The organism is Vagococcus fessus (genome assembly GCF_003987565.1).
GTDB classification, from domain to species: domain Bacteria; phylum Bacillota; class Bacilli; order Lactobacillales; family Vagococcaceae; genus Vagococcus_D; species Vagococcus_D fessus.
In genome coordinates this window covers 126,411-140,151 of the sequence record NZ_NGJY01000003.1, presented here as the reverse complement: position 1 = coordinate 140,151, position 13,741 = coordinate 126,411, and the positions used below count along the sequence as shown (strand labels likewise).

Genomic DNA, 13,741 nt, shown 5'->3' with positions numbered 1-13,741 from the left:
TCCCTCCTGATAATAGTTTTTTACTTACTAACCGTGAATTCGATTCCCATCTACTGCTAATGCCGCTTCTGTTAATGCTTCTGATAATGTTGGATGCGGATGAATGGTTTCACCAATTTCCCACGGTGTTGCATCTAATACTTGAGCAAGAGCTGCTTCACTAATCATGTCTGTTACGTGAGGTCCAATCATTGCCACTCCTAAAACATCATCGGTTTCTTTATCAGCAATCACCTTCACAAAACCATCTGACTCTCCGAAAACTAAAGCCTTCCCAATTCCTTTAAAGACAAATTTGCCTTTCTTAACTTTATGGCCATTTTCTTTAGCCCTATCCTCAGATACCCCGACACACGCAATCTCTGGTGAAGTATAGATACATCTTGGAACTAATTCATAATTAATTGGCTCCACTTTTTCGCCACAAATACTCTTAACAGCTAATGTTCCTTCGTGCATAGCCACATGTGCTAATTGCAACGTTGGGATACAATCGCCAATCGCATAAATATGACTTTCTTTTGTTTGGAATTGGTCATTAACTTTAATAAAGCCTTTTTCAAGAACAATATTTGTATTTTCAAGCCCAATATTTTCAACATTGGCCTGGCGACCAACAGATACCAATAATTTTTCCGCTTCAAAAGTTTGAGCTTCGCCTTTTACAGTTGCCTGGATAGTCATCCCTTTTTTAGTTTTCTTGAACGTATCAGGCAAAACTTCCGCTCCTGTAACAATCTCTACCCCTTTTTTCTTAAAGAGTGTTGTTAACTCTTTTGAAATCTCTTTGTCTTCCATAGCAACCACACGGTCAGCAAACTCTAGGACTGTTACTTTAACCCCAAAATCAGTTAATAATGAAGCCCACTCCATACCGATAACGCCACCACCAACAATAACCATTGATTTAGGCAATTCTTCCATTTTAAGTGCGCCGTCTGATGATAAGACAACCTCTTCATCGAATGGTAGATTAGGTAATGGACGAGGTCTTGAACCTGTTGAGATGATTAGATTTTTAGGAATAATCATGTCATTTTCAGATCCATCTTCATGAGAAATTGAAATTGTTCCTGCCATAGGTGAGAAGATTGACGGGCCTAAGATAGTCCCTGTTCCTTCATATAAATCAATTTTACCCATTTTAAATAACTGATGGATGCCTTTCTCTAATTGATCCACAATCGATTGTTTTCTTTCTTGAGCTTTCAAGAAATTAATCGCTGCATCACCCGAAAGTTCGACACCAAATTCAGCTGCTTTTTTAACCGTTTGAAACACTTCTGCTGAGCGTAGGAGTGCTTTACTCGGAATACAACCTCTATGTAGGCATGTTCCACCCACTTTAGATTTTTCTACAACTGCAACTTTTTTTCCCTTTTTAGCTGCCTGTATCGCTGCAACATAGCCGCCTGTTCCACCGCCTAAAATCACTAAATCATATTCTTGAGCCAAAACAATTCCTCCTCTTAGTAGTGTTTCACATCTTCTATTTTAGCTAAGACACGTTGAGCTCCTTGGTTTAAAGCGCCCATTTCATCTTCACCTGGTACTACAATAATCGGTGCAATCCAATCGATATAAGCAGAAATTTCTTTTACAAATTTCTCACTTCTTGATAGACCACCTGTTAATACCACTCCATCAATTTTCCCTTTAAGTGACGCTGCATTTGCGCCAATCTCCTTGCCAACTTGATAAGCCATCGCTTCGAAAATAAGTTGCGCCTTATCGTCACCACTAGCAATTGCTTTTTCAACTTCACGCAAATCATTTGTGCCCAAGTAAGATACAAGTCCACCCTTACCAATAAGTGTTTTGTAAATCTTATCTTCTGGCCAGTCTTTAGTCGCTTGCATGAAATCGTATAAAGGTAAGCCTCCCGCACGCTCTGCACTGAATGGACCTTCACCGCCTAAAGCATTATTCACATCTATGACTTTTCCTTGCTCATGAGCTGCAACTGACACGCCACCACCAAGATGAGCAATCACATAGTTTCTCTTATCGTAAGTTGTTCCTTGTTCCTTCGCAGCAATACGTCCGACTGCTTTATGATTAAGTGCATGGAACACGCTCGTACGCTCTACAACCTCTGTTCCAGACACTCTAGCAACCGCTTTTAATTCATCTACTACTACTGGATCGACGATATAAGCTGGGATATCATATTGCTGAGCTATCTCATCCGCAATCAACCCACCTAAATTACAAGCATGTTGACCTGAAACACCAATACGTAAGTCTTCTTTTAACTTCTCAGTCACATCATATGTGCCACTCTCAATAGGTCTAAGTAACCCGCCACGACCGACAACTGCTGATAAATTTGTTAAGTCATAGTCATTATCCTGAATCACTTTTAAAATAGCTTTCGTTCTAAAGTCGAATTGATCACTGATACTTTTATACGTTTCAATCTCCGCCATCGGATGACTTAACTCTTCTTGGAATAACTTCTCATCCCCACGATAAACTGCTACCTTTGTAGAAGTAGACCCAGGATTAATGACTAATGTTTCAAAATTCATATGCCGCCTCGCTTTCTTTTCTTTAACTTGTTTGAATGGCTAATTTTAGTGAAGCCATTTTAGTTTCAGTACTATCACTTCTTGATGAAAGAGCAATTGGAACTGCAGCCCCTACAATCACACCACTAACTGTGGCAGGAACAAAGTGACTGAACACCTTGTACAAGAAGTTTCCACCATCGATAGACGGTACGACTAACACATCCGCATCGCCTTTTATTTTACCTTCGTAGCCTTTAACAGATGCCGCATCTTTACATGTCGCAATATCAAATGATATCGGCCCCTCAACAACTGCTTCTACTGAATTATTTTCAAAATAAATATGCACCTCATGAGCATCTGCTGATGAAGGCATTTTTGGATTAAACACTTCCACTGAGCTTAATAAAGCAACCTTAGGAGATACAAGTCCCATTTTATGCGCTACTTCTATCGCATTTTTTGTGATAGCTACTTTTTGAGCAACATCTGGTTGAATGTTTAACGCAGGGTCCGTCAAAATAAAACGACGTCCCGTTTCTTTAATCTCGATTACTGAAGCTTGAGACAATACGCCTTCTTTTCTCAAACCATTTTCTTTCTTCAAGACTTCTCTTAAAATGGTTGATGTTTGAACCGACCCTTTCATCAAGACCGTCGCACGCTTATCAACTACGGCTTTTACTGCCTCCGTCACCATATCTTGATCATCTAAACAAACCATTGCTGTTACTTCGTCCATTTCAACTTCCAATGACTCCTTACTAAATAAAATAAAGTCACATAAACCGTCATCAACAGCTTGTCTCACAACTTTATCAACGAAACTCTGACTCGCTCCGGCTACTGCCACTATCGCTTTTTTATCTGTCTTCATTTTTATCAACACCTTTTCTAAAGTCATTGTTTTTAATTAGAAGAAAAGAATTACCTCCAAGGTATGCTTTAAACACAAACTGAAGATAATTCTTTTCAAATTTATTAATTAACGCTTAGTAATTGATGATTTTTCAGTTTGTAAAAATGTACTACGAACACGCATCATTTCTTCGATACGACTTTCAGCTAAATGATCTGCTGCCATCGCTGTTGTAATTTTTTCATTTTTAGCAATTTCGAATACTTTCGTCATTTGGTTATAAACTTCTTTGATCTTACGATCTGCTTTCGCTTCGTCATAGCCACTTAATTCTTCTGCTACGTTGATAACACCACCTGAGTTAACAATATAATCTGGTGCGTAAACAATACCTGCTTCTTCAATTGCTTTACCATGTTTTTCAATATCAAGTAATTGGTTATTAGAACTACCACAAACTGCTTTAACTTTTAATTGTGGAATAGTATCATCATTTAAAATTCCACCTAGAGCACATGGACAGAAGATATCCGCTTCAACGCCGTAAATTTCATCGATCCCTACAGCTGTCGCACCTAGATTATTTACAGCACGGTCAATCGATTCTTGGTTGATATCTGTTACGATTAATTTAGCTCCTTCTTCATGTAACATTTCGCATAAACTGTAAGATACATTTCCTACTCCTTGTACTGAAACTGTTTTGCCTTCTAATGAATCAGAACCGTAAACTTCTTTAGCAGTTGCTTTCATCGCATAGTAAACACCTAATGCTGTTTTTGGACTAGGGTTTCCAGAACCACCTGCTGCACTACTACTACCTGTTACATAATTTGTTTCTTCGAGCATGTAGTTCATGTCCTCTACTGTAGTGTTAACATCTTCAGCTGTAATATAACGACCATTTAAGCCTTCGATATAACGACCTAATGCACGGAATAACGCTTCACTTTTGTCTTTTTTAGGATCGCCAATAATAACTGTTTTAGCTCCCCCGATGTTTAAACCTGCTGCTGCGTTTTTATATGTCATTCCACGGGCTAATCTTAAAGCATCTGTTAAGGCTTCTTCTTCAGTTTCATATGGCCACATACGGCATCCACCAAGTGCTGGTCCTAAAGTTGTGTCGTGAATCGCTATAATTGCTTTCAAACCTGAACTCTTATCGTGACAAAATACCACTTGCTCATAATCTCTGTTAACCATTTCTTCAAATAACATAAAAACTGCCTCCTCTTTAAACTTTATTATTTTCACAAAAGAAAACGCTTTCACGTGTTCCTTATCTCTAAACTAACACAATTTTTGTTTTTTTAATGTATTTTAGATGAACTTTCAATGAGAAAATAATAAGAATACATAATTGTTTTTTAATCGTGTTATACTGAGCATTTTTTTATTTCCCACACTTTTTCACTATCTCTTTTTTATATAACACACCTTTTTATTTCTCCACCCTCTATAAATAGTTATCTATTTTTTTTATAGAACAGATTAAAGTTTGTTATGGAACACAGCTCTCTCAAAAAATGATCTTTATTGATCAGAAAATCACTTAGACTTTTTTTAGAATAAATCCGCCCATTTTATTGTATGATTTCTCTTTGCTAACATGAAAAACTTATAGTAATAACTTACTTATAAATTTAAATAATTATTTAATTACTAAATGAATATTAGGTCATCTCCAATTAAATGGACTTTAACATAAAAATAAGATATGATAATTTAGGTATATAAAATTACACTTAGTAAATGAGGTGCGTACTATGAAAATGATTACCATTTGCATTCCAATGTATAATGAAGAAGATAATTTAATAGTTTTACACGAGAAATTAGTAGAACTTGCTGAACCATATAAAGGAACATATAATTTTGAATTTCTATTTGTCAACGACGGTAGTATCGATCAATCACTTGAAATCGTTAGAGAACTATCTCAACAAGATAATCGTGTGAAATGTGTTGATTTATCCCGAAATTTTGGAAAAGAACCTGCTATGTTGGCCGGTTTTGATTACGCTAAAGGAGACGCTATTATTATGATGGATGCAGATTTACAGCATCCGCCAAGTACTGTACCAAAAATGATTAAAGAATGGGAAAATGGTTACCAAGATGTTTATGGTAAGCGTGTATCTCGTCATGGCGAATCATTTCTAAAAAAAGGATTTTCAAAACTCTACTATAAAATTCTAGGCATGTTTTCAACTGTTCCTGTTTTACCTGCTGTAGGTGATTTTAGATTACTGGATAGAAAATGTATCGATAGTATAAAGAAACTACGAGAATCGCAACGCTACACTAAAGGGATTTATATGTGGATTGGATTTAAGAAAAAAGAAGTCACTTTTGAAGCAAATGAACGCTTTGCTGGGGAGACTAAATGGCAATTTAAATCACTAGTAAAACTAGCGATTGATGGAATTATTTCTGATTCTACAGCCCCTCTACGTTTCTCTCTAGTCTCAGGTATTGTTATTGCTCTTTTTGCCTTTATCTATATGATATATACTTTTATTACAACGCTTATGTATGGCAATGCTACACCTGGATACCCTAGTCTTGTTATTCTGATCCTCTTCCTAAGTGGGACACAACTAATTTTCTTAGGCGTTATGGGGGAGTATATTGGAAAAATATTTATGGAAGTTAAACAACGTCCTCCATATCTTATTCAAGAATATATTACAGCGGAAGATGACCAGAAGGATACTGACTCATGCAAAAAATAAAAAACTGGTTGATGAGTTTCGACTTTATGACTGAACAGTATTATTCTATTTTGATGTATCTCGTTATGGGTGGGATCACGACTCTCATAAATATTGTAACGTTCTATTTATTCAACTCTACACTCGGGTTAAATTATACGATTGCTAATATTATTGCTTGGGTATTTGCTGTTTTATTTGCTTACATTTCTAATAAACTCTATGTATTCGAAAGCAAACATAATAACTTTTCTGAACTCATACAGGAAATCAGCTCTTTCTTTGGATTTAGAGTGCTGTCATTATTTATGGACTTAGCTGTTATGTTCGTCTGTATCAGTTTATTAAGTATGAACCCTTTACTTGCTAAAGTATTAGCTAATGTTGTTGTTTTAGTAGCTAACTATATTTTCAGTAAATTATTTATCTTTAAAAAATAAAAAACTGCCAGTCCTCTTGGACCGGCAGTTTTTTATTTGGCTGCATAATTTTTGGTGTGGACGAGAAAATCATTCACACCTATTTTTGTGCAAAAAAATAGAAACATATGAGTTTTCCAGTTAGAATGAAATCGCTAAAACCCATTCAAGTCAGGAGAAAACCATATGTCTCATAATCATTGTATCCGAACTAGCCTTAATTTAACAGATAAAAATATCACTTTTTCAAAATGTTTTTGCGAAACGCTTAGTTATAAAGGCCATTCTTCGCTTTTATACCATGCCATACTTAGCTATAAAACTAATACTTGTCCAAAATGTCAGGCACCTAATTCTAATTATTCTATCGTTAAGAATGGGTACTTAACCTCTCAGCTTAAGTCGCTTAGTCAGTCCCATATGCCCACTTTTATAGAATTAAAGAAACAATGGTTTCTTTGTAAATGTTGTTCTTCTAGTTTTTTGGCAACTTCTCCAGAGATAGAAAAACATTGTTTTATTGCTAATAAAGTAAAACAATCAATTACTATTGAATTAAAAGATACACATCTTCTTAAAAACTTAGCTTTGAGATATTTTGTCTCACCCACAACGATTAGTCGTGTTTTAACGGCCTTAGGTCGATCCTTCAAGCCTGATTCTAATGCTCACCATATTGCGAGACAGACGTTTGAATACATTACGTCAGTATTGTTTACGTTATTCTTAACTGCTCATTCGTCAGTAAAAACGACTGTTGTTGATATGAATGCTGCTTATTTCATGCTGGCATGCGATCTTTTTTATAATGCTAAAATCATCATCGATCGCTTTCATTTAATTCAATTAATTTCACGCTCTCTTAATCAAACACGAATTAAAGTGGTGACCAAATTTAAAACCTCAAAATCTAAGGATCAAAAGAATTATAAAAAACTCAAGCAATATTGGCGATTACTTTTAAAAGATTCCAATAGGCTCGATTTTAATACTTACCGTTACGAACCTCTCTTTCATAAACCATTAACTGAAACAGAAATCATTGATTATGTTTTGAGTTTAAACCCTATTCTCAAAGAGACCTACACCTGTTATTAACACTTACTATACTATTCAAAACAAAATGATTTTAAGGGATTTAAAGACTGTGTACTTGAGTCGGAACCTTTGGTTTCGTCTTATATGATGACCTCTTTAAAAATGCTTTCAAGTCACTTATCACGCACTCAACATACCTTTGACTATCCGGCTCATACCAATGGTCCTCTTGAAGGTAGTATTAATTAAATAAAGGTCATCAAGCCGATAGCTTATGGTTATCGTAATTTTTTAAACTTTAAATATCGTATTATAATTAATTTTAATGTCATACAAAAAAGCAGCTTTACCGTTTTAGGTAAAACTGCCTAATTATTAACTATGAAGATAACATTTTAGCTATCCACAGCATTTGACATAAAGAACCTATTAGTAACTCAAGTCGACTATATCAGAAAAACTAACTCCTTTTAAATGCGTCATATCTTTCCCTACAGTAATACCTAAGCCTCGCCCTCCATCAGTTCTAATACCAGAGTAATAAACTATTACTTGATCATTTTTACTTACGTAACAACTACGATACAATCCTCTATTGTCCCAATTATTAGTTCCTGTTGTAGGTCCTAAAACTTTTATAAACTCAGAATAATTTTGGTTGTCTTTAGATGAACCGTAATACAAACCCATTTCCTGTCTCGCTCCACCTGTATTGTATAAATCAACTTTCTTATTATTTTCAAATTTAAATGAAGATATTAACATACCATATGAACCATCTTTATTTTTTTGAACATCTAAATGCCAACTATAAACATTTTTTTCTTTGTACTCTATTGGAATAATTCGTTCTTCACTCCATGTTTTCATACCATCCACTGATTCAATATAACATACATCAAAATTACCATCAATATACCACATTTTATATACGCCATCTTCTAATACAACGGCTTGAGATAACCCTACAGGTAATTTTATAATGTCTGATTCTTCCGACCAATGAACACCATCTGTTGATGTTCGTAATTTAATAGTCGCTTTGATTTTTTCTTTATTATTATACTCTCTATAAAAGCATTCTAAGCGATTTTTTTCATAATTATAAATAAGGTGCGTATCTGAATTATAAATTGAACGATCTTTTGGTTGCCCCGGTTTTGGATCTATAGGATTTACTAGTCCTGTTGGAACATCCCACGTCACCCCATCATTACTCGCATAAATATGAGGATTTTCACTAGACATATCTGATTTCAAATATGGGGTTGCTGCCATCCAAAATTTATACCCATTGAACGGCTCATCTAATAAGATAACAGAAGGGTGGATCAAATCAATATTCCCATACGCCGTTGGTAAAAATAGCCGCTCTTTACTATTTTTCGGATAGGCCTCACTGAATTTCACAGCATCCTCACTAGAGATTTGTATTCGTTTTTTATTAATATTCACTAATCCAGTATCACCCGGATAGATAGTATCTTTCGTATTTTCCTCTGTAGTACCTTGAAAAATCTCAATAGGTTGACTAGTTGTATTTTTTACTCTATATGCATTTGTTGTTATTTCATTACGGTTTGTAAAATAAACACCTGGCAAGATACTTTTTCCATTTTCAAATCCAGATACTTTCTCTATACGTTTAAGCTTTAGGTTACTTACTCCTTCTCCTTTAATAACTAAACTACTATTTAAATAGGTTAAAAAACCTTCTTTTGAAACGGTAAATGGCCTAATGAATGACTTACCATTTTTTTCCTCAATAGATATTTCCTTAGGTCTATTTGAAGAAATTATATAACGCCCATCTTCCAAGTCTTTAAGTTCTAGCTCATTTGAACGACTTGAATTAAAGGTTAATTTAGATAATATCACATCTCGTTTATCTTTTGGCATAACTATTAAAGCACATTGTAGAAGTAATACTACCGACAACACAGCTAATATAAACTTTTTCATATTTTACCCTCTTTCATTTTTCTTATAACCAATCATCAATTTTTTTATTTTACTGTAAATAAATATTATAAATAACAATACTAGCGTTCCTACGGTAATCACAGTACCCAACAGTAACCCTGGTTCCTTATAACTAAATACCACTTTGTTTTCACCTGGACTTAAATCCAAACCTACAAAGCCATAGTTAACACGTTTTAGCTCTTTTGTTTTTCCATTCACAGTAGCTGTCCAACCAGGGTGATACGGAATTTTAGTTGCTAATAGTGTAGCCGATTCATTTTTTATCGTACCGCTCACTTGATTTTTTAAAAACTTAAGGTGTCTCAATTTATTATTATCTAGAACTTTTATTTTTTCTTCTTTTTGACCAAGAGATTGATTATCTTTTAAAAACTCCAATTTTGATATAATCAAATCATTTGCGCTACTATTTTTAAGCTGGATAACTTTACTATTATTATTACCTTTACCCAAATAATAACTTTGATCCACAATTTTACGATAGCCATTTCCAGATATTATTCCGTCACTTTCTATCAATTGAGTCAGCTTTTTTCCTGTAATTGTGAATCTAATTTTTTTATCATCATAAATATAGGCATTAGTTGTATAAAATTTCAAACGTTCATACGGTGTTAACTTCGGAGCCAATTCCCCTTTAGCTAGTGCCTTCATTTCAATATCATGAGTTTTACGACTCAAGCGTTCTTCCACCTCAACAAAATTTGGAGTCGCAGATTTGAATGAAACATATAATTCCTCTTTATTATCAACAGAACCTGGTTCCAAAATCACACTATAACTATGTCCTGCTAGGAAATGATAGGTGTTATCTTTGGTAGTCTCTACTATTTCTTTAGTCTTATTATCTCTAATTTTATATGAGACACGTTCAATACTCGCTTGATCTCTGTAAGTTTTAATTTTGGAAGCATCAGATGTCACTACGCTATCCAATAACACTGCTAACCTTTCAGGTTGTGATAACTCACCAGTTCTTTCTTCAGATATCACTTTATCTGAAGTGTAAGCAAATGGTACAACTATTTGTGTTTCAGATAAAATCACATTATTTTCTAGTTCATTCATTTTTTTGTAACCACTTGGAATATAGCTTTTATTTTTGGAAACATAGTACTTAACACCCATAAAACGTAATAATGTGGGGTTATCTTTAATAACGACAAACGGAGCTGTTGGGAAATTTTTATTTCCAAAATCATTAACAAGCATCTCATTTATATATTTATTCTGAATACTATTATATGAATTTAACTGATGTACCCCCAACAAGCTAGAAGTATTCCCTTTAAATAACTTGGCCGGTGAAATGCGATTTTCACTTGAAAGTTGTAGCCTCTCACTCGGACTAGTCTTAACCATACGATCCGCCCCTGCGAATGACTCCTTAATACCCGACTCTAAATATTCAACCGTATTAGTTGATTTATCAATTCTAGCTAAACTTTTTATTGAATGATATGACCAGACATTAACAAACACATTAAGAATTACTACTAATGCTAATAAATAGCGAATTTTCTGCTCTGAAATAATCTTAGAATAGCTGCAAAACACCAGAATAAGACTCATAGCTATAAATACTAAGGGGATGGTTAAATTAAAATTAGCTGTCTTAAAATTTTCTCCAATTACAGATAAACCAATTGCTAGCCCATATATATAAACAGAACTTAAAATATCTCTTGCGTCAATTTTTCTTATATTCTCAATTAAGTAACCTATAGCCAAGGCTACTGGTAAATTAAGTAATAACATCCAACGATGAATAGGAGAACCAAAACCACTCATTACACTAGCAAGTGGTGGACTTATCAAAATCCCCCCACCTAATACTAGGCTCATCAACAAAATGCTATAGTTCTTTCTTCTTCGAATTAAGTAAACCAATGCCAGAACAAATACGACACTATAGCCACCAAATAAACGATAAGGTCTGCCACCATTCATATTAATCAAATCTAAAGGTAAACGTAAATAATAACGTAAATTATACGTTATCATGTCGTTTGCAAAGATATCTTCACCACGACTCATCATTTTAACATTAATTAAAACAGGAATGATATAAATGGAAATCAAACCAACAATCAATACTAAACCTATTAGGAATGGCTTGAAGAATGAGACTACAGATTCTTTAAATCTATAAACATAAATATAGTTTAATATAAGGTAAACAAAACCACCAATTGCTAACAACCAGGCAAAATAAAAATTATTAACAATAGCCCATATAGTCACCATAATAAACCAGGCTATCTTTTTCTCTTTCATTACTTTGTCTATTCCCAATAATAATAAAGGAAAAATAATCATGACATTGATAAAAAAAGGATGACGAGTGATATTCATTATCACAAGGGGTGAGAATGCATATGTTAGTGAAGTAACAATCAGTGCTGTACGACTCGTTAACTTTCTTTTGGCGTAGCTATAATAAGCTAAACCGGCCAAGTAGGCACGAAATAGCACTAGAAAACTAAACCACTGTGCTAAATATTTTGTCGGAGATAATATTGACAGGTAACTAAAAACATCGCCTAAATTGTAGTAAACATACTTAGAAAACCAACTAGAACCAATTCCGTATGACCAATCCCACATAGGTGGAAATGCACCTGTTCTAATTAGAGCTAATAATTCTTCTCTAAAATTTTTAAACAATGTATAATGCTGACTGTACCCATCTCCGTTATATACTAACGCATAGTCTCCGAAGAAAAATGCAAAAAATGAAATAATTGCCACCATAATAAATAAAATACTATAATAAAGAGGGACTAACCCTTTTTTCTTTTGAAATGAACTATTTTCAAAAATTTTCGATAAACAATACCCTATCATACTCATTATCAAAAAAGAAAGCATTTTAGAAACAATAGGATTTGCACCAATTAGAGCAACACTTCCAAACATCACACACCAATCTACTCCCCAAAGTAAAACTAACAAGCCTAACCAACACCTAAATGCTGATTTACTTGGTTTAATCGCTGTATCCCGAGATATCTTTTTCTGAAAAATAAAGTATGCTCCGATTAATCCAATAACCCAACTTACGCCGTTCACTCTTTGATAAGTCATTGCTGAAAAGAGAAGTAGGGTGAAAAAAATAACGGTTGACAACACTACTCCACTAACTACTATTCCTAAATTAATTGTAGATTTATTTCGATCCATTCTATTACTATATCCTTCTTGTCTCGTCATATTTGATTCTCCTGATATCTTTTATTAACCCTTTATTTCTAATAATATCTTAAACACATCCCTTATTCGATCCCATATAAATAATAATTACCTAGTTTATTAAAACTAAACCTATATATTCTATTGATAAAAGATACATTCACACGATAAAGAGTCTACTACTAACTCCTCATTATACTAGTTGATTAATCATAGTTCCACTATCTTTTTAGAAAAATCGGTTTTATTATATTAATATTTATCAAATTCAGCTAGACAAATCAGCTTTGTTTACGTAAACTCAAAATGCTTCCAACGGTATTCGGTAATTCAAATTTTTTTGGATGTTATTTCTTTTTGAAATCTTTTTCATAGATAAACATCTTTACGCAGTAGTCCGTTGGAGTTTCCACTCAAACTTTACTGTGATGGCGTGCCTAAATCAGCAAAACAAATAGCAATACGGTCGTTATTGCAGATAGATTTCAAATTAGAAAATGCTTTACTACTGTCAAATATAATAGATTTAAACAAATGATTTTGCACTATTTGAAGCCTATTGTTAAACCTACTTTCTACATCACTGGCCTTTCTACTTGAAGAATTCAACATAACTTTCTTAAAACAACTCTGCGAAACGAAAGAAGAATTAACGATTGAAAAAATATTAAAAGCGTATCAATTAGGAGATGAAGGCATTATTACTATTCTTCATAACGCTATTAAATACCTAGCTATAACTATAAATAACCTTTCTCTTATGCTAGATACTACTAGAATCATACTTCATGGTGAGTTATTTAAAGAGCCACAGCTTATTACCTTGGTAAATGATCTATTAAATAAAAATAGTGCCTTGCTTAGTACTGAAATCCCATTAAATGTTGTAGTTAAAGACTATCATGATGTTAATGGTGCTATTGCAGCATGTGGATTAGGCGTCTCAAAATCTTTGTTGGAAAGTTCTTGATGTGTACTAAGTAGATTTCTCAAGGAATCGTAAAAAAAGACTACCCC

At 33.9% G+C, this 13,741-nt stretch carries 10 protein-coding genes; 4 read left to right on the top strand and 6 right to left on the bottom strand.

Annotated elements, in window-relative coordinates:
* Positions 1-27: 27 nt before the first annotated feature.
* The 4 genes from lpdA to CBF31_RS08900 form a co-directional block, all read right to left on the bottom strand.
* Positions 28-1,455 (bottom strand): dihydrolipoyl dehydrogenase, encoded by a 1,428-nt coding sequence (gene lpdA, locus CBF31_RS08915; RefSeq protein WP_126832184.1) that lies wholly within the window; start codon positions 1,453-1,455, stop codon positions 28-30.
* A 14-nt stretch (positions 1,456-1,469) separates the two neighbouring features.
* Positions 1,470-2,531 (bottom strand): butyrate kinase, encoded by a 1,062-nt coding sequence (buk, locus tag CBF31_RS08910; protein ID WP_126832182.1) that lies wholly within the window; start codon positions 2,529-2,531, stop codon positions 1,470-1,472.
* 22 nt (positions 2,532-2,553) lie between these two features.
* On the bottom strand, positions 2,554-3,390 hold the full coding sequence (locus CBF31_RS08905; protein ID WP_170167919.1) for a phosphate acyltransferase: 837 nt from the start codon (positions 3,388-3,390) through the stop codon (positions 2,554-2,556).
* 108 nt (positions 3,391-3,498) lie between these two features.
* Complete coding sequence (locus CBF31_RS08900) at positions 3,499-4,593, bottom strand: Glu/Leu/Phe/Val dehydrogenase dimerization domain-containing protein (protein ID WP_126832178.1); 1,095 nt, start codon at positions 4,591-4,593, stop codon at positions 3,499-3,501.
* A 548-nt stretch (positions 4,594-5,141) separates the two neighbouring features.
* Here CBF31_RS08900 and CBF31_RS08895 point away from each other — a divergent pair.
* The 3 genes from CBF31_RS08895 to CBF31_RS08885 all read left to right on the top strand — a co-directional run bounded on the left by CBF31_RS08895 (position 5,142) and on the right by CBF31_RS08885 (position 7,606).
* A complete protein-coding gene (locus CBF31_RS08895; RefSeq protein ID WP_126832176.1) occupies positions 5,142-6,110 on the top strand; it encodes a glycosyltransferase family 2 protein in 969 nt (322 codons plus the stop codon).
* Positions 6,098-6,529 (top strand): GtrA family protein, encoded by a 432-nt coding sequence (locus CBF31_RS08890; protein WP_126832174.1) that lies wholly within the window; start codon positions 6,098-6,100, stop codon positions 6,527-6,529. Before CBF31_RS08895 ends, CBF31_RS08890 begins: the two co-directional genes overlap by 13 nt.
* 165 nt (positions 6,530-6,694) lie before the next feature.
* Positions 6,695-7,606: a transposase gene (locus CBF31_RS08885; RefSeq protein ID WP_126832172.1), complete on the top strand. Its 912-nt coding sequence runs from the start codon at positions 6,695-6,697 to the stop codon at positions 7,604-7,606.
* Positions 7,607-7,975: 369 nt separating this feature from the next.
* Here CBF31_RS08885 and CBF31_RS08880 read toward each other — a convergent pair whose 3' ends face one another.
* Positions 7,976-9,508 (bottom strand): hypothetical protein, encoded by a 1,533-nt coding sequence (locus tag CBF31_RS08880; RefSeq protein WP_126832170.1) that lies wholly within the window; start codon positions 9,506-9,508, stop codon positions 7,976-7,978.
* A gap of 3 nt (positions 9,509-9,511) precedes the next feature.
* Positions 9,512-12,745, bottom strand: a complete 3,234-nt coding sequence (locus tag CBF31_RS08875) for a YfhO family protein (RefSeq protein WP_126832168.1) — start codon at positions 12,743-12,745, stop codon at positions 9,512-9,514.
* Positions 12,746-13,283: 538 nt separating this feature from the next.
* Here CBF31_RS08875 and CBF31_RS08870 point away from each other — a divergent pair.
* The gene (locus CBF31_RS08870) at positions 13,284-13,694 is read left to right on the top strand and encodes an ROK family protein (RefSeq protein WP_126832166.1); all 411 of its coding nucleotides are present in this window, start codon (positions 13,284-13,286) and stop codon (positions 13,692-13,694) included.
* The last annotated feature ends 47 nt before the right edge of the window (positions 13,695-13,741 follow it).

Excerpts from the sequence above, each read along its gene's own strand:
- CBF31_RS08895 (WP_126832176.1), top strand. The coding sequence starts at position 5,142 with ATGAAAATGATTACCATTTGCATTCCAATGTATAATGAAGAAGATAAT.
- CBF31_RS08890 (WP_126832174.1), top strand. The coding sequence starts at position 6,098 with ATGCAAAAAATAAAAAACTGGTTGATGAGTTTCGACTTTATGACTGAA.
- CBF31_RS08905 (WP_170167919.1), bottom strand. The coding sequence starts at position 3,390 with ATGAAGACAGATAAAAAAGCGATAGTGGCAGTAGCCGGAGCGAGTCAG.
- CBF31_RS08880 (WP_126832170.1), bottom strand. The coding sequence starts at position 9,508 with ATGAAAAAGTTTATATTAGCTGTGTTGTCGGTAGTATTACTTCTACAA.
- CBF31_RS08875 (WP_126832168.1), bottom strand. The coding sequence starts at position 12,745 with ATGACGAGACAAGAAGGATATAGTAATAGAATGGATCGAAATAAATCT.
- CBF31_RS08885 (WP_126832172.1), top strand. The coding sequence starts at position 6,695 with ATGTCTCATAATCATTGTATCCGAACTAGCCTTAATTTAACAGATAAA.
- buk (WP_126832182.1), bottom strand. The coding sequence starts at position 2,531 with ATGAATTTTGAAACATTAGTCATTAATCCTGGGTCTACTTCTACAAAG.
- CBF31_RS08900 (WP_126832178.1), bottom strand. The coding sequence starts at position 4,593 with ATGTTATTTGAAGAAATGGTTAACAGAGATTATGAGCAAGTGGTATTT.